This is a genomic window from Streptomyces sp. NPDC059455 (assembly GCF_042750115.1).
Lineage (GTDB): Bacteria > Actinomycetota > Actinomycetes > Streptomycetales > Streptomycetaceae > Streptomyces > Streptomyces endocoffeicus.
The window spans coordinates 13651-29125 of the sequence record NZ_JBHYVB010000122.1 but is presented as its reverse complement, the minus strand read 5'-3'; the positions used below and the strand labels follow the sequence as shown (position 1 = coordinate 29125).

The 15475-nt window shown below is 71.3% G+C and carries 16 protein-coding genes and 2 pseudogenes; 2 read left to right on the top strand and 16 right to left on the bottom strand.

All coding sequences use genetic code 11. The features are described 5' to 3' along the window. From ACFXB5_RS34070 to ACFXB5_RS34060, 3 genes are all read right to left on the bottom strand, one after another. Positions 1-471 (bottom strand): carbonic anhydrase (locus ACFXB5_RS34070; protein ID WP_385215272.1); only part of this gene is annotated, 471 nt, incomplete at its 3' end. A gap of 22 nt (positions 472-493) precedes the next feature. Continuing rightward, entirely contained in the window at positions 494-1150 is a 657-nt protein-coding gene (locus ACFXB5_RS34065) for a DsbA family protein (RefSeq protein WP_385215269.1), read from the bottom strand. A gap of 252 nt (positions 1151-1402) precedes the next feature. After that, entirely contained in the window at positions 1403-2053 is a 651-nt protein-coding gene (locus ACFXB5_RS34060; RefSeq protein ID WP_385215266.1) for a hypothetical protein, read from the bottom strand. A 153-nt stretch (positions 2054-2206) separates the two neighbouring features. Here ACFXB5_RS34060 and ACFXB5_RS34055 point away from each other — a divergent pair. Then, positions 2207-2314 (top strand): annotated as a pseudogene (locus ACFXB5_RS34055) (cation transporter); the annotation flags it as partial. A gap of 79 nt (positions 2315-2393) precedes the next feature. On the opposite strand, the gene ACFXB5_RS34050 reads toward ACFXB5_RS34055, so the two are convergent. After that, positions 2394-3041, bottom strand: coding sequence for a DUF3105 domain-containing protein (locus ACFXB5_RS34050; RefSeq protein WP_385215263.1), 648 nt, complete (start codon positions 3039-3041; stop codon positions 2394-2396). Positions 3042-3372: 331 nt separating this feature from the next. On the opposite strand from ACFXB5_RS34050, the pseudogene ACFXB5_RS34045 reads away from it, so the two are divergent. Further along, positions 3373-3496, top strand: a pseudogene (locus ACFXB5_RS34045) (pyridoxal-5'-phosphate-dependent protein subunit beta); the annotation flags it as partial. Positions 3497-3739: 243 nt separating this feature from the next. Here ACFXB5_RS34045 and lnt read toward each other — a convergent pair. The 12 genes from lnt to ACFXB5_RS33985 form a co-directional block, all read right to left on the bottom strand. Beyond that, positions 3740-4417, bottom strand: a complete 678-nt coding sequence (lnt, locus tag ACFXB5_RS34040) for an apolipoprotein N-acyltransferase (protein WP_385215260.1) — start codon at positions 4415-4417, stop codon at positions 3740-3742. Between the two features lie 93 nt (positions 4418-4510). Then, entirely contained in the window at positions 4511-4690 is a 180-nt protein-coding gene (locus ACFXB5_RS34035; RefSeq protein WP_385215257.1) for a hypothetical protein, read from the bottom strand. 57 nt (positions 4691-4747) lie between these two features. After that, positions 4748-5482 carry a YqjF family protein gene (locus ACFXB5_RS34030; RefSeq protein WP_385215254.1) on the bottom strand — a complete coding sequence of 245 codons (735 nt, stop codon included), beginning with the start codon at positions 5480-5482 and terminating at the stop codon, positions 4748-4750. 35 nt (positions 5483-5517) lie between these two features. Continuing rightward, positions 5518-6693, bottom strand: a complete 1176-nt coding sequence (locus ACFXB5_RS34025) for a CaiB/BaiF CoA transferase family protein (RefSeq protein WP_385215251.1) — start codon at positions 6691-6693, stop codon at positions 5518-5520. Between the two features lie 81 nt (positions 6694-6774). After that, positions 6775-7743 carry an acetylxylan esterase gene (locus ACFXB5_RS34020; protein WP_385215248.1) on the bottom strand — a complete coding sequence of 323 codons (969 nt, stop codon included), beginning with the start codon at positions 7741-7743 and terminating at the stop codon, positions 6775-6777. 156 nt (positions 7744-7899) lie between these two features. Next, a complete protein-coding gene (locus ACFXB5_RS34015) occupies positions 7900-8943 on the bottom strand; it encodes a LacI family DNA-binding transcriptional regulator (RefSeq protein WP_385215247.1) in 1044 nt (347 codons plus the stop codon). A 218-nt stretch (positions 8944-9161) separates the two neighbouring features. Further along, positions 9162-10007, bottom strand: a complete 846-nt coding sequence (locus tag ACFXB5_RS34010; protein WP_385215243.1) for an amino acid ABC transporter ATP-binding protein — start codon at positions 10005-10007, stop codon at positions 9162-9164. Next, positions 10004-10789, bottom strand: coding sequence for an amino acid ABC transporter permease (locus ACFXB5_RS34005; protein WP_385215240.1), 786 nt, complete (start codon positions 10787-10789; stop codon positions 10004-10006). The genes ACFXB5_RS34010 and ACFXB5_RS34005 overlap by 4 nt, the downstream gene beginning before the upstream one ends. 31 nt (positions 10790-10820) lie before the next feature. Further along, positions 10821-11627 carry an ABC transporter substrate-binding protein gene (locus ACFXB5_RS34000; protein WP_385215237.1) on the bottom strand — a complete coding sequence of 269 codons (807 nt, stop codon included), beginning with the start codon at positions 11625-11627 and terminating at the stop codon, positions 10821-10823. Between the two features lie 131 nt (positions 11628-11758). Beyond that, complete coding sequence (locus ACFXB5_RS33995) at positions 11759-11986, bottom strand: hypothetical protein (RefSeq protein ID WP_086881764.1); 228 nt, start codon at positions 11984-11986, stop codon at positions 11759-11761. A 140-nt stretch (positions 11987-12126) separates the two neighbouring features. Continuing rightward, positions 12127-14112, bottom strand: a complete 1986-nt coding sequence (locus ACFXB5_RS33990; RefSeq protein WP_385215233.1) for a glycoside hydrolase family 127 protein — start codon at positions 14110-14112, stop codon at positions 12127-12129. 180 nt (positions 14113-14292) lie between these two features. Further along, positions 14293-15378, bottom strand: coding sequence for a MerR family transcriptional regulator (locus tag ACFXB5_RS33985; RefSeq protein ID WP_385215231.1), 1086 nt, complete (start codon positions 15376-15378; stop codon positions 14293-14295). Positions 15379-15475: the final 97 nt, after the last annotated feature.

Below are 15475 nucleotides of genomic sequence, written 5' to 3'. Positions count from 1 at the left end.
CCCCGCTACTGTTTTACACCCCCCGCCGGGGCGCCGCCGGGGGGGGGGGCGGGGGTTGTTTGTCCCCCCCCCCCCCCGCCCCCGGGTGCCTGTCAGCGTGTTCTTCGGCTGGCCGGGGGTGCCTGGGCGGGGACTGGAGCCGTCATGGACGAAGGCGTTGACGATCTCGCAGTGGGAGTGGCCGCACACGACGATGTGGGACACCTTGAGGTCGTTCACGGCGAATTTGATGGTCCGGGACTCGCCATGCGGCGAGTGGGGCCTGTAGTGGGGGATGATGCCGCCGTGGTTCCGCAGTTCGAGGAGGTCTCCCGGCCGGCTCCCGGCGATCAGCGCGGGGACCACCCGGGCGTCTGAGCAGGCGATGAACAAAGCGCGCGGTCTCTGGCCGTCCGCAAGGCGGTTGAGGTCCACGCCGTGGGCGGCGGCGCGGGCGGGGAAGACGCGAGCCTGATCGATCAGGTTTTGCATGGGGCGAGTCCTCCTGATGCCTTCAGCGTGCCAGCTGGTTTTCGATGAGGGTCTTGAACTCCTGGTAGGAGACAGGTGTGCTGACCTTGACCCCGCCGACGAAGAAGGTCGGCGTGCCTTGAACACCCAGAGCAAGTCCATCGCGCTGGTCGATGCGGATGCGTTCGGCGGTCCTGCGATCCTGAAGGGCGGCGCCGAACCTTTTCATGTCCAGGCCGAGTTGCTCGGCATGGCCACGGAAGGTGGCTGCTTTCGGGGCCTGGGCCTCGCCCCAACTCTTCTGCGCGGTGAACAGCTTGCGATACATCTGCGGGAACTTTCCCTGCTGCGCGGCGGCTTCGGCGGCGTGTGCGGCCGGCTCCGCGTTGCGGTGACCGGGCATCGGGAAATAGCGGGCGACGAAGGTGACGCGGTCGCCGTATTCCTGGCGCAGTCGCTCCACGACGGGGAACATGGCCCCGCATGCTTCGCATTCGAAATCGAGGAACTCCACGACCGTCAGCTCGCTTTTCTCTGGTTGGGTCAGGCGGTGACTGGAGGGGCGTACCGGCTGGGCGTCGGCGGCAGGCTCGGCGTTGATGGTGCTGGTACGGCTCTGTGGTGAGAACGCGGCAAAGGAGCCGATCGCCGCGGCGAAGGCCGCGATGATGACCGCGGCGATGATCAGGTGCTTTTTCATGATTCCTCAGGGATGCCGGGGTTGTGAGGGGCCGGGTGACGGCCTTCTGGGCGGCGCAGCCGAATAGACCGTGTGCGCAGGAAGCGCATGTCAAGAAGGGCACGGCGCGATGCGCAGGCGGGAGGAAGTGAACCCGCCAACATCCGGCACACCGACGCACGCATGGGCCGCAGGACAACGATCGCCGCCACGGTGAAACCGGGGCCTTGGACGCTCCCGCCGAGCTGTCCGGTCAGGGCAGGCAGGGCCCGCCTAGCAGCTCGGTAGGGGGAAGCCGAAACGGGAGCTCTGGCCGGGCGGCGGTGCACGGCCGGCGTTCAGCCGGTCCACGAGGGCCGACTTCAGCCGCGGCGTGACGTCCCGGGACCTCCGGTCAGGAGCGGGGCGCTCTTCTGCGCGTGTCAGCGGCCATACGGTCCACAGCAAAGTGAGTGCGGCCGTCCGCAAGGGCTCGCTCTGCCACAGCAGCCTCTCGGTGACCCCCAGGAGACGCGCCGCGAGCAGGATGGTGATCAGGTGCCCGGCCAGCCACATCCCGGACGATGGGGCGGACACCACCGCATGTTCCCCAAGCTCGGACAGTTCGGCGGCCCGGTCCCCTTGTCCCGCCGCCCCTCCGCACACACCGGGCACGGAGTAGGCGAGATGGTAGGCCAGCTGCGCACCGGCCAGGGCGCCGAGAAGCTGGGAGTCCGTCAGCCGCTGCCGGGTAAGTCCAAGCGCGCCAAAGACTGTCGCCGCGCCAACGGTCCCGATGATGACCCACCGAGGAGCGTGCTCCTGGGTCAGGACGTGCCCGACCACGGGCAGCAGCGCGGAGAGTACCGCCAGTACCGCAGCCCGTAGCCCGCGCAGCACCCCGGACACCGGGGAGGCGGGTCGTGGCAGGCAGAACGGTCGCATGAGCGGCGCGGCTTTCGCTGACAGGCTGTCCCGCCGGGATGGACCGGACGGGGGTGGCTCCCGGCAGAGCGGGAGCCTTACGCGTGGGCAGCGTACCCGCCCTCCGCCAACGGCTGACCCCCGGGGCCCGGAGCGTCATCGCGGGCTCTCTGGCTGCGCGATTCGGGACGGATCTTTCTTGAGGCCGCCCCCGCTGGCGTCGACCCCGATCGGCTCGGAGACACCCGCGTCGGCCGGCCCTTCGTCACCGAGGCGCACGACCCAGGCTCTGGGCCGGAGCACGGTCCCGACCCAGAGCCGCGGCGTCATCTCGGCGGAATGCGGCGGATGACGATGCTCCTCACACGGCCCGGCCGCCGGTACAGGCGGCACCGGGTTCCGGGGTCTGCTTGCCCTGCACATACCTTTCGAGGAACTGCTGGACGCGCGGTTCCGAGGCGGAGTCGGCGTTGAGTTGCTTGCCCCAGGCGGTCAGGGTGATCGGCGAGGACTGCTCGGAGTACGGGCTCATGAAGGAGTAAGGCGTCTTCCCGACCTTGGCCTTCAGGGCGCTGACGTCCTTCTCGGAGTCCTTGCCGCTGTAGGTGGCCCATACCGCGCCGTGCTCAAGCGCGTGGACGGCGTTGCCCTTACCGATTTCCTTGGCGTACACATCGCCGTTGCAGTTCATCCACGCTGGGTCGTGGTCTCCACCGGCGGGCGGGGACATCTTGTAGTCGACAGGCTTGGTGACGTGGTTGCGGCCCAGTTCATTCCAGGACTTCTCGCCCCGGACGGGGGCGCTCGCCGCCTCGTCCCTCGCCCGCTGGTTCTCCTGATCCCGCTCGATGAGGTACCAGCCGGCGCCGATGGCGCCGATGATGATGGTCGCGCTGAGAGAGACCGTGATGATCCGGATGCGGCGCTCCCGCGCTTGCTCGGCGCGGCGCATCTCCTCGACCTTGGCGTGGCGGGTCTCGCGCTTGGCTTTGGCTCCCGTGGAACCCATGGCATGTCCTTGTCCCCGCCCTGCTTGCGCGGCCTGGCGGTGGGAAGTGTGCGGATATCGACGTCTTGCCGCTCGCGTGGGCGGCGGGGCATTGCGCTGAGTACGCGTCACCGCGGGGCGGCCACGCGGATGTCCGGCCTACGTCCGCTGGATCTGTAGCCACATGAGGTCGACGGCCCGGCCGACGCGCGGGCTCATGTTCACCGCCGCCTTGGAATCGCCAGTGCCGCGCTCTCATCACGGCGATCGTAGCCAGGCTATGCGTGATCCACCGGCCTGTCGTCAGATTCCGTTTGGCCGCCGAAGCATGCGCGCACGCGGCCGGGCACGGGGGACCCTCGGTCTGGGGCCGGCCCTGGCGGGAGTCACCTTCGGCCACCCGGTTTCGGTGGTCACCGATCCAGGGATGGAACCGTTGATGGCCGGTCTGCTCGCCGCGTACGGGGCCGAGGTCCGTACGGACTCGGCAAGCCGCTCGAGCGCTGACGGCAGTGCCGCTACCCGGTCGTCCACTCGGCCCAGGACACCGGCCGGCGCGAGGCGGCATGGTGAGCTGCGGCGGCCAGTCCGACGCCTGCCGCCGAGAACGCACTCACGCGGACACCCCGCACACCCGCGCCGGCATGCGACGAGGTTCCCCTCCTCACCCCAGAGGCCCTCGCCACCCCATCGCGCCCCGGCGACACGGATCCTCGGCTTCAGCCACGAACATCAGAGGTCGCACGTTCAGATGCCCTGCTCCTGCGAGAGGTACCGTGGTGGCGGACACCAAGAGCCACCGCTCCGCAGGCAGCGACCGCGAATGCCGCTTCCGGCAGGGACCCGAGGCGGGTGGCGGGTGTGGTCGTCGAGCGGAGCGGCACGGTGCCGGTCAGCACCCGGCGAGTCCAGGGACCGGTGGCCTTGGTGACTGTGCCGTCCGGGGCGATGACCGCGTTGATGCCGGTGGTGGAGGCGACGAGGACCGAGCGGTCGTGCTCGACCGCCCGCAGCCGGGACATGGCAAGCTGCTGTTCGGGCTCGGCGAGATTGCCATCGCGCATGTATGTGGCGTTGTTGGTGGGGACCGCGATCAGGTTGGCGCCGGTGCGGACCGCATCGCGGACCTGGCCGTCGTAGGCGACCTCGTAGCAGATGGACTCCGCCAACCGCACCGGCCCGGCGTCGAGTCGTACCGGGCCGGTGCCGGGTATGAAGTCGCGCGGGATGAGCTGGAGGTCGTCCAGCCCGCCGAAGACGTCGCGCAGCGGGATGTATTCGCCGAACGGCACCAGGTGCTGCTTGGTGTAGTAGCGGCCGGGCCCGGTGCCGGGCCGCCACAGCAGACCGGCGTTGCGGATCCGGTCGCCCGGGGCGTCGAGGATCGCTCCGACCACGATGGGAGCGCCGAGCTCGGCTACGACGTCGGAGATCTGGTCGCGCAGCAGAGGGTCGGTGCGTGGATCGGTGTCGGTGGCGTTCTCCGCGCCTCATCGGGCGGGGATGAGCCGGACCGGATCGACGCCATCGGCGCTGTGCCGCTCGGCCCAGCCCATCAGGGCCATGGTGCAGACGTGATCCTGGTGCCGCAGGCCGGTCAGGTCCCGGGCGATCGGCCGATCCTTGGGGCAGCGGGACGCGGCCGGCGTCGACCGCGCTGAGCACCTCATCGGCCTATGACGGACATCCGCGCGATGACTCTTCCACCGTCGTCCCATTTCCCGGGCTCATACGCGTCGCGGGGTCCCGAAGCGCACGGCGACCCCGGGGGAGTAGAGCACACTCACCGGCGGGCCCGGCATGGGCGGCAGGCCCGCGGTGGTGATCAGGCCGTCGTCGAGTTCGAGCAGCTCGGCCCGGTGCAGTGGCCACGGTGGGTGGTCGTTCGGCAGGTGCACCGTGCGGCCGTGCCAGGAGACGTGCAGACCCCACCGGGCGGTCAGGAAGCGCTCCAGCCGTGTGGGCTCGGCGATGGTCCCGCCTATCCGCACCACGGCCCGGCTCATGCGACCCCGGGCCGCCGGGCGCCGTCGCAGGCCGCAGCTGTAGGTGATCACGTCCTTCTCACGGCGCAGCCGCATCGTGGACCACCGATAGGGCAGCCGGACGGTGAGCCGGCCCACCAGCACGGGGAGCAGCCGGGCCGCGTCCAGGGACCGGAACACCACACCGCGGCGGCCCTGCCCGTCCACCGAGTACAGCCGCACGTTCGTCTCGCAGAACGTGCCCAGATACGGCAGGCCGGGTCCCGGCCCGAAGCCCACACCGCGCATCAGGAACGGGACCAGCCCGACATAGGTGACACCGTCGAGGGTGTCCGGGCGCGTACCGGCGGGCAGCAGCGGGGCCACCCGCTCGGGCGCCACCGGCCAGTGCAGGAAGGTGAGTTCATCCCAGCGCTGGACCAGTGTCGGCCGTCGCACGGGCCGTGGCGTGGACAGGGTGACCGGCTCGATCTCCATGACCAGCGTCCTAGCACAGGAGCCCGAGCCACCCGTCAGGCGGGTCCCGCGGTCCCCGGGCGGGGGACCGGCTCGGAGAACTCGGCCCGCGCCGCCTCCGTGTGCTCGCCGAGCCCCGGCACCGGTCGCATCGGCGCCCTGCGGCCCGCCACCTCCACCGGCGGCAGCAGACCCCGTAGCGGTCCGACCGGGGAGCCGAACTCGCCCCAGCGGTCGCGGGCGTCGAACTGGGGGTGGGCGGCGAACTCCGCGAGGTCGCGCAGCCGGGCATTGGCGATACCGGCCCCGTCCAGCAGCGCGATCAGCCCCTCGGCGGTGTGGCCCGCGAAGCACGCCTCGAGCTCGGCCGTCAGCTCCTCGTCATGGGTGCGGCGCAGGGGATTGTCCGCGAAGCGCGGATCGCGGATCAGCTCCGGGCGCCGGAGCACCCGCTCGCACAGGGCCACCCATTCCCGGTCGCTCTGCACACTCAGGAACACCTGACCGCCGTCCCCGCAGCGGTAGGCGCCGTACGGCGAGATGGACGGATGGCGGGCGCCACTGCGGACGACTCCGGCACCGCCGTACGCCTGGGCGAAATAGGGGTGGCCCATCCACTCGCCCAGCGCGTCCAGCAGGCTCACGCTCAGATCGGTCCCCGCGCCGGTGCGCTCCCGCTCGTACAGCGCGGTGAGAATGCCGGTGTAGGCGTACATCCCGCCCGCGATATCGGCGATCGAGATCCCGGGGCGGGCCGGGGCCTCAGGGCCGCCGGTGATCGACAGCAGCCCCGCCTCGCACTGGATCAGCAGGTCGTACGCCTTCTTCTCGCGGTAGGGGCCGCTGTCCCCGTATCCGGAGATCGCGCAGGTGATCAGGCGGGGGTGGGCGGCCCGCAGCGTCTCCGCCCCCAGGCCCAGCCGATCCACGGCGCCGGGCGCCAGATTGTGCACGAAGACATCGGCACGGGCGAGCATCGCCTCGAGCAGCGCCCGGTCGGTGGCGTCCTTGACGTCGAGGACGACGCTCTCCTTGCCGCGGTTGACCCAGACGAAGTAGGCCGACGCGCCCTTGACCTCGCGGTCGTACTCGCGGGCGAAGTCCCCGCGCCCCGGCCGCTCCACCTTGATGACCCTGGCCCCCAGATCGGCGAGCTGACGGGTGGCGAACGGGGCGGCGACGGCCTGCTCCAGGGCGACGACGGTGATGCCTTCCAGCGGCTGCGCGGGCACGGGCGGCTCCTTCGCTTCGATGCGGGTAGCCCCTGTCTACCCGGTGCCGGGCGGCGACCGACGCCGCCCGGCATGTCCGGCTCAGCCCAGCAGCCTCCGCAGATAGGCGATCTGCTCGGCCTGCTGATGGGGGCCGCCGCCCTCGTGGCCGTTGAAGGACCACACCTTGAGGTCCTTCTCCCCGGCGTAGTGGTGATAGGCGGCGAAGCCGCAGGAGGTCGGGGTGGTCTCATCGCGCAGGGCGGTCGAGAACAGCGCCGGTGCGTTGGCGCGGACCGCGAAGTTGAGCCCGTCGAAGTGGTCGAGCGTGGCGAACACCCGCTCGGCCAGGTCGCGCTGTGTGGCGCAGAACCGCGCCAGTTCACCATAGGGTTCCACGTCGGTGATCTCGACCGCTCGCCGGATGTGCGTCATGAACGGCACATCCACCAGCGCCGCCGTCAGGTCCGGCACCAGTCCGGCCGCCGCCAGGGCCAGCGCACCGCCCTGACTGCCCCCGCTGACCACGATCCGCGCGGGATCCACCAGCGGGTGTTCACGGGCGGCCTCCACCGCCCGCACCGCGTCCGTGTACAGCCGACGGTAGTAGTAGTCGTCCGGGGAGAGGACGCCGTGGGTCATCTTGCCCGGTGTCTCGGGCCCGGTGCCGCCGACCGGATCGGGGGTGACGCCGGGGGAGTGCTGGACCCATCCCTGGCCCCGGCTGTCCATCACGAAGACCGCGTAGCCCACCGACGGCCACAGCAGCCAGTTGTGCGGCAGCCCCCGGCCGCCGCTGTAGCCGAGGTACTGCACCACGCACGGCAGCGGGCCCGCCACGTCCCGCGGGGCCAGCAGCCAGCCGCGTATCCGGTGCCCGCCGAAGCCGGAGAACTCCACGTCGTAGGTGTGCACACGGGTCAGTCCGGTGTCCTCCTCGGTGAACACCGCGTTCAGCTCGCGGGTGCGGGCCTCGGCGAGCGTCCGCTGCCAGAAGGCGTCGAAGCCGTCCGGCTCGGGCAGCGGGGGCCGGTAGGTGCGCAGCTGCTCCAGGGGCAGGTCGATGAACACGGTGGGCGGACCTCCGTAGCGATCGGTGCGGTGAAGGGGTGTGCGGTCAGGGGGCGATTGAGGAGTCGGGCCAGGGGCGATGGAGGATACGAGGGCGATGGAGGGGACGGGGGGTACGGACTCGTCCGGTCATCCGTGCAGTGTTCGACTCCTCGGTCATAAGGGAGCACGGAGCGGGGGAGCGGTACTTGACCGGACCATGAGCCGGGTGGACAGCTCGGTCCGGATGGCCTCCGGCACCTCGCCGGTCATCAGCCGCAGCAGCGTGCGCAGCGCCGCGCCCGCCATCTCCGACAGCGGCTGACGGACCGTCGTCAGCGCGGGCGTGATCCAGCGGGCCTGCGGCAGATCGTCGAAGCCCACGACGCTGATGTCCCGCGGCACCCTCAGGCCCCGTCCCCTGACCGCCTGGTACACACCCGGCACCATCTGATCGGAGCAGACGAAGACGGCCGTGGGCGGCTCGGGCAGATCCAGCAGCTCACCCATCCGGTGGCGCGCCCCGGCCTCGCTGATCTCGCCGTAGCGCACATACGCGGACGGCACCGGCAATCCGGCCGCCGCCATCGCCGAACGGTAACCGGCGACCCGGCCGCCGTCGCGCACCGCCCGCCCCAGGCCGCCGATCACCGCGATCCGGCGGTGTCCCAGTCCGATGAGGTGCTCCGTCGCGGCCATCCCGCCCTGCCAGTTGGCGGCCGCCACGGACGGCACCCCGGGCGGCGGGTCGCTCGCGGGGTCGATCAGTACGAACGGGATCCGCCGCTCGTCGAGCCAGGAGTACTGGGCAGGGGCGAGCTCGATGAGATGGAACAGCACACCCGAGCTGCCCCGGGCGTACAGCTTCTCCGGCCAGCCGCACTCGAGCCGGCCGCCCCGGCTTCGGGTGGCCGCGGCCGAGACCACCACCTCGAGTCCCGCCTCGTGCGCGGCCTCGGCCGCGCCGCGCAGCACCGCACCCGACCAGGCGCTGTCGAGCGAGTGCACCACCAGGTCGACGATCGCGGTCGGCCTGGGCGCCTCGCAGCGCGGCCTGCGGATGTATCCCAGGCGGTCCAGGACCTCGGTGACCCGGCGGCGGGTCTCGGGGGCCACGTCCTCCCGGCCGTTGACCACCTTCGACGCGGTCGGCACCGACACACCCGCCTCACGGGCGACGACCGCCAGTGTGGGCCCCGTCGATCCCGAGGAACGAGCCATTGAGACTCCCTTCCCTAACCGCCCACGTGGAACCCCTGACCGGGCAGCAATCGGTTACCAACCCTAAGGCCGCCTCAAGTCGCCGGGAAGACCCCGGTCGTCGAGGTGGGAGGCCCACGACTCCTTGTCGCCGCCGCCCGCGACAAGGTTGCCCGCTGATCGTGCGGACTCGGGAGCCGTCGGCCCATCGACCACGCGGACCCCCGCCCGCCCGCGGCTCAGCGGTCGATCCGCGCTCCGTGCGGGCCCGTGTCCGGCACCTCCCCGACCCGCGCCGCGGCCGGGTTGAGCACCCGGGTGAGAAAGGCCCGGGTGCGGGGGTGGACCGGATCGGACACCACCTGCTCCGGTCCGCCCTCCTCCACGATCACCCCGTCGTCCATGAACACGACCCGGTCGGCGACCTCCCGTGCGAAGCTCATCTCATGGGTGACGACCAGCATCGTCATGCCCTCGTCGGCCAGGGCGCGCATCACCGCGAGCACATCGCCGACCAGCTCCGGATCGAGCGCCGAGGTCGGCTCGTCGAAGAGCATCAGCTCCGGGTCCATCGACAGCGCCCGGGCGATGGCCACCCGCTGCTGCTGTCCGCCCGACAGCTGGGCCGGATAGGCCGACTCCTTGTCGCTCAGGCCGACCCGCCGCAGGGTCTCCCGGCCGATCCGCACCGCCTCCGCCTTGTCACGGCGCAGCACCCGCCGCTGGGCGATGGTGAGGTTCTCCAGGGCCGTCAGATGCGGAAAGAGGTTGAACGCCTGGAACACCATGCCGATGCGCCGTCGCATCCGGTCGATGTCCACATCCGGGTCGGTGACCTCGGTCCCCGCCACGGTGACCGAGCCCGAGGTCGGCTCCTCCAGGAGGTTCACACAGCGCAGCAGCGTCGACTTGCCGGACCCCGAGGGGCCGATGACACAGACCACCTCGCCCCGCCGGACGGTGAGATCGATGCCCTTGAGCACCTCCAGTTCGCCGAAGGACTTGTGCAGACCCGCCACCCGGATGGCGATGTCGTCCGCCTCGCCGGTCCCCTTCGCCTCCGTCGTCTCCTTCACCCCGGTCACCTCGCCTTCGCCGAACGGGCCTCGAGCCGGCGCACCAAGTGGCCGAGCGGAACCGTGATGATCAGGTAGCACACCCCGGCGACCAGGATCGGGGTGAGGCTGCGGTGCTGATTCAGCGCGTCCCGGCCGAACTTGGACAGCTCGTACTGGTCCAGGGAGAGCCCCAGCAGATAGACCAGGGAGGAGTCCTTGGTCAGCAGCACCAGTTCATTGGTGAGCGGCGGCAGGACGATCCGGAACGCCTGCGGGATGATGATCGAGGCCATCGCCCGGCTGTGGGACATGCCCAGCGAACGCGCCGCCTCCATCTGCCCCTTGGGCACCGCCTGGATGCCCGCCCGCATCGTCTCCGCGATATAGGCGGCGCCGACGAGCCCCAGCGCCAGCATGACCGTGACATACCGGTCCAGCGCCACCTGGAAGGCCAGCGGCACCCCGAAGCCGAGCGCGATGAACACCAGCAGCGCGGGCACCCCGCGGAAGAACTCGATATAGGCCACCGCCAGCCAGCGGTACGGCGGCACCTGCGAGAGCCGCATCAGCGCCAGCACCACCCCGAGGACCAGGCCGAAGCCGAAGCCGAGCAGGGTGTAGACGACGGTGTTGACCAGGGCGGTGGTGATGATGTCGGGAAACAGGGACCGGGCGACCTCGGCGTCGAAGAACGCGCGCCGCAGTTCACCCCAGTCGGCGGCCAGGACGATGGCGAGCAGCACGGCGATGAGCACGGCGTACTGCACCGCTCGTATCGCCCGCGCCCGCTGCCGGCGGGTCATTGCCATAAGTGTGCGGACTCCTCAGCTCCGATGGCCGTCAGCGGGCGTCCGTCTTGGGCGCGGTGCCGAACCACTTCTTGTAGACGCGGTCGTAGGAGCCGTCCGCCCGGGCGTCCTTCAGCACCGCGTTGATCTTCTTGCGCAGCGCGTCATTGCCGGTCCGCACGGCGATGCCGTACTGCTCGCCGGTGTCGAACTCGGCCGCCACCGCGGTGTCGGGGTTGTCCTTGACGTAGTCGTAGAGCACACCGTTGTCATTGATGCCCGCGTCGGTCTGCCCGGTCTTGACGGCGGTCAGCAGCAGCGCGAGGTCCTCGAACTGGACCAGCTTCGCGCCCTTGGCGTGCTTCTGGGCGTAGGCCTCACCGGTGGTCCCCTGCTGGACCGCGAGCTTCTTGCCCTTGAGGTCGGCGAGGGACTTGAACGGCTTGCCCTTGACGGTGAGCAGCGCCTGTGTGGCCTCGAAATAGGGGGCGGAGAAGTCCAGGTTCTTCTCGCGCACGTCGGTGATGGTCATCCCGGCGGCGGCCACGTCGCACTGGTTGGTGTTGAGGTCCTCTCCGGACTGGATGCCCTCGAAGGGCGTGTCCACGATCTCCTGCTTCACATGGAGCGCGGAGGCCACGAGATCGACCATGTCCACATCGAAGCCGACGATCTTCTTGCCCTGCTTGGACTGGAAGGGCGGATAGGGCAGATGGGTGCAGGTCGTGAGCTTCCCGGAGTTCACCAGGCTGATGTCCTTGCCGCCGGACCCCGACGACTTGGTACTGGTGCACCCGGCCAGCAGGGCGGATACGGCGGCGACGGCTATGACGGGCGGCAACGCGGAGCGAGCGAACACGGCACCTCCGGGGGCAGGGTCGGCGGACGACCACGGATCTCATGATCAGTGAGTCGGGCCCGCATCCTCCCACCGGAAGTGGTGCGGTGTCTTTACGCGTGCAATTGCGACCGGGTAACGGAGAGGCGAGGTCAGCGCCGCCGGCGCCGCTTGCGGCGCTTGCTCCAGAACCAGCCGGCCGGCGGCTCGTCCGCCCGCCAGGGCTGGGGCTCGGGCGCGCCGCGCCGCCAGCGCGCGGTCAGCATCCGGGTGCGCGCGGCGGGCTCGGTGACCTCGGCGTCCCGTATGAAGTCCGCGTCGAGGACGACGTCGTCCCAGTCGTCGGCGTCATCCCCTCGGGGTGTGGATCCGGTGCTCACGGGGCACCTCCCGTCGGCCGGTGCCGCTCGGGCACAGGAGCGTTTTCCTCGAGCGATGAACGCGTGGGGTGCCCGCCGAGTTCCGGCGGGTATGGGTGATCCATGCGTCGGTGCGGACCAGCCGGGCGGGGCCTGGACCGTCAGCCGGGCGGGGTCCGGACCGGGATCCACACCCGCATCGCCCCGGGCTCGCGGTTCGCCCACGCGTAGTACGGGATCGCGGTCACCGGGACCGGCTCGGGGGCCTTCGCGCCGCCCGTGCCGCCCGCGGCCCCGCCGGGGCCCGTACCGTCGCTCCGGTACGGCCACCAGCCGTCGCGCGCGGCGGCGTGGGGCAGGGCCAGGGCGGTGATCACGGTCACCCTGCCCAGCAGCTCCGGCCGGTGCTCCGGGACCAGCGTGGCATCCGGGTCGAGGTCGATATCGTCCAGCCGCAGCCCGGCGGGCTGATCGGGCTGCTCCAGGCAGTACACCAGCGGGCCGCGCTCTATCGCGGCACAGCCGCGCACCCCGTCGACTCGCGGATCGGGCCGGGTGAGCCGGGGATCGAGGGGCAGGCTCAGCACGACCGTCTCACCGGGCCGCCAGCGCCGCCGCAGCCGCAGCCAGCCGCTCTCGGCCCGCTCGGCCACCGGTTCCCCGCCGACCGTCGCCTCGTACGTCCGCGCCCAGTGCGGGATGCGCAGCGACAGCGTCCAGTCCTCGTCCGGCGGGGCCGCGTCCACGACCACCGCGATCCGGCCCTCCCAGGGGTAGCCGGTCCCCACCCGGACCGCGCCGCCGCCCCCCTCGTACGAGCCGGAGGCGTACTGGTGCAGCTGGAGCCCCTCGGCGTCGCCGCTCGCCATGTAGTGCGGCAGCGAGGCCAGCAGCCGCATCACATTGGGCGGGCAGCAGGCACACCGGAACCACGGCGTCCGGTGGGCGCTCCGGTCACCGGTGGCGGCCTTACGGTTCTCATCGTCGTGGTGGACCCGCAGCGGGTTCACATAGAGCCAGCGCTCACCGTCGATCGACACCCCCGCCGCGAAGCCGTTGAACAGGGTCCGCTCCACCAGATCGCTGTAGCGGGCCTCCCCGGTCAGCAGCGCCATCCGCCAGCCGAAGTGGATGGCGGCGATGGCCGCGCAGGTCTCGGCGTACGCCCGGTCCGGCGGCAGCTCGTACGCGTCGCCGAAGGACTCCAGCTCATGCCGGGAGCCCACCCCGCCGGTCAGATAGGTCTTCGTCGCGGCCATGTCCTCCCACAGCCGCACCAGGGCGTCCCGCAGCCCCTCGTCGCCGGTCTCCGCCGCCACATCGGCGGCCCCGGCCAGGAGGTACAGCTGGCGCACCGCGTGCCCGGCGACCGCCGTCGCCTCCCGCACCGGGACGTGGTCCTGCCAGTAGGGCGCCCCGGGGCGGGGGCCGGGCGAGCCCTCCGGCGGGCCGGCGCCGAGGCTGCCCCGCCCGCGCCGGTCCACGAAGTACCCGGCAAGATCGAGATAGCGCCGTTCACCGGTCTCCCGGTACAGCTCGACCAGCGCGGTCTCGATCTCCGGATGTCCGCACACCGTCTCGTCCTTGCCGGGCCCGAACGTGGCGTCGATCAGATCGGCGTACCGCACCGCCACATCGAGCAGCCCGTCCCGGCCGGTGGCCCGGTGGTGGGCGACCGCGGCCTGGAGGAGATGGCCCGCGCAGTACAGCTCGTGCCCCCAGTGCGGATCCGCCCACCGCCGGGCGTCCGGGCCCAGCTGGTAGTACGTCTGGAGATAGCCGTCCTCGGCCTGGGCGGCCACCACCAGCCCGGCCAGCCGCTCCACCTGCCGGGACAGCTCCTCCTCGGCCGGTCCCTCGCCGCCGTCCGGCAGCTGCCAGGACGCCGCCTCCAGCCACTTGTGCACATCGGAGTCCTGGAACGGGAAGTCGCCCCGGAAGCCGGACTCCTCCGGGGCGGCTCCCGCGGCGGCCCGGAGGTTGGCGAGATTGCCCGCCCGCTCCAGCCGGTCCGGCCCCTGGGGAACGCTCACCTCGGCGTTGACGCGGCGTCTGGCGGCCCAGAAGCCCCCGGTGATCCGTGCCGCGGTGGCCGGGCGGAGCGCGGTGCGCGCTTCCCGGGAGAGCCGGATCGGACCTGCGGACATCCGCCCACCCCTTACGCCGCGCCGCCGGCCAAGTCCGTCTCCCGGTCACTCAGGAGTGGAAACCGGTTTCCGTCGCGAGCATATGGACGCGTTCTTCCGACCGACAAGACCTTGCACACACCGTTCATCAACGTTCAACAACCGGAGTCGGCGGGCGGGCGGGATGGCCGGAGCGGTGGCTTACGCTGAGGTCAGCACCGCCTGCTCGGCCACATGGGCCACCACACAGGTGACGTTGTCGGGCCCGCCCGCGTGGATGGCGAGGGCGACCAGCTCCCGTACGGCCCTGCCCGGGTCGTCCTCCGAGCCGAGCACGCGCTGGATCTCCTCGGTGGGCACGACCCCCGTCAACCCGTCCGAGCACAGCAGATAGCGGTCCTCGGCGCGGGCGTCCCGCAGTGCGAAGTCCGGCTCGAACGCCGAACCGCCGCCCACGGCGCGCAGCAGCAGCGCCCGCTGGGGGTGCGAGGCGGCCTCCTCGAGGGTGATCCGCCCCTCGTCGATCAGCGACTGGACCACCGTGTGGTCATGGGTGATCTGGAAGAGCTCCCCGTCGCGCAGCAGATAGGCGCGCGAGTCGCCGATGTGGACCAGCCCCAGCCGGGAGCCCGACCACACCATCGCGGTGAGCGTCGTGCCGACATCCCGCAGCGCGGGGTCGGAGGCGGCCAGCGCGGAGACCGACTCGCGGGCCCGGTGGGCCGCCTCTTCCAGGGCGCTGAGCAATTCCCCGCCAGGGACGCCCGCGTCCAGCGGTTTGAGCGCCTCGATCGCCGCCTCACCGGCGTGCCGTCCGCCCCCGAAGCCGTCGGCGACGGCGAGCAGGCGCGGACCGGCGTAACCGGCGTCGTCGTTGCTCTCCCGGACCGAGCCGGTGTCGGAGAGCACGGCGTAGCGGATTCCCAGGGTGGTGTGGTCAGAAGACATCGTGGTGTCCTTCCCCGAAAGATGGTCGACGAGGAAGGCGGCCAGGTCCCTCCGGGCGGCGGTGTCGGCCTCGACCCGCGCCCAGTACGCGCGCACCTCCCGCGCCGCCGCCTCCGGCTCCAGCTCGCACACCGCCCGGATGTCGGCCAGCGGCATGCCGAGCCGCCTCAGCCACGCCACCAGACGGGCCCGCTCCAGCTGGGCCGGATCGTAGAGGCGGTAGCCGGAGTACGGATCGACGCGGGCGGGTGGCAGCAGCCCGAGCTCGTCGTACAGGCGAAGCGCCTTGGGGGACAGCCGCGAGGCCCTCGCGAACGCACCGATGGTCAGCAGCCCCATGCTCGCCCTCCTCCTGGGGCGGGCACCCCCCCCCCCACCACCCAAAACCGCCACAAGACATATAAAAACAAAAAGAAACCCCCACACAAAAAATCCA

Bases quoted from the DNA above. Each gene is read 5' to 3' on its own strand.
- ACFXB5_RS34005 (WP_385215240.1), bottom strand. From the start codon at position 10,789: ATGGCAATGACCCGCCGGCAGCGGGCGCGGGCGATACGAGCGGTGCAG.
- ACFXB5_RS33985 (WP_385215231.1), bottom strand. From the start codon at position 15,378: ATGGGGCTGCTGACCATCGGTGCGTTCGCGAGGGCCTCGCGGCTGTCC.
- ACFXB5_RS34050 (WP_385215263.1), bottom strand. From the start codon at position 3,041: ATGGGTTCCACGGGAGCCAAAGCCAAGCGCGAGACCCGCCACGCCAAG.
- ACFXB5_RS34035 (WP_385215257.1), bottom strand. From the start codon at position 4,690: ATGAGGTGCTCAGCGCGGTCGACGCCGGCCGCGTCCCGCTGCCCCAAG.
- ACFXB5_RS34015 (WP_385215247.1), bottom strand. From the start codon at position 8,943: ATGGCTCGTTCCTCGGGATCGACGGGGCCCACACTGGCGGTCGTCGCC.
- ACFXB5_RS34065 (WP_385215269.1), bottom strand. From the start codon at position 1,150: ATGAAAAAGCACCTGATCATCGCCGCGGTCATCATCGCGGCCTTCGCC.
- ACFXB5_RS34060 (WP_385215266.1), bottom strand. From the start codon at position 2,053: ATGCGACCGTTCTGCCTGCCACGACCCGCCTCCCCGGTGTCCGGGGTG.
- ACFXB5_RS33990 (WP_385215233.1), bottom strand. From the start codon at position 14,112: ATGTCCGCAGGTCCGATCCGGCTCTCCCGGGAAGCGCGCACCGCGCTC.
- ACFXB5_RS34030 (WP_385215254.1), bottom strand. From the start codon at position 5,482: ATGGAGATCGAGCCGGTCACCCTGTCCACGCCACGGCCCGTGCGACGG.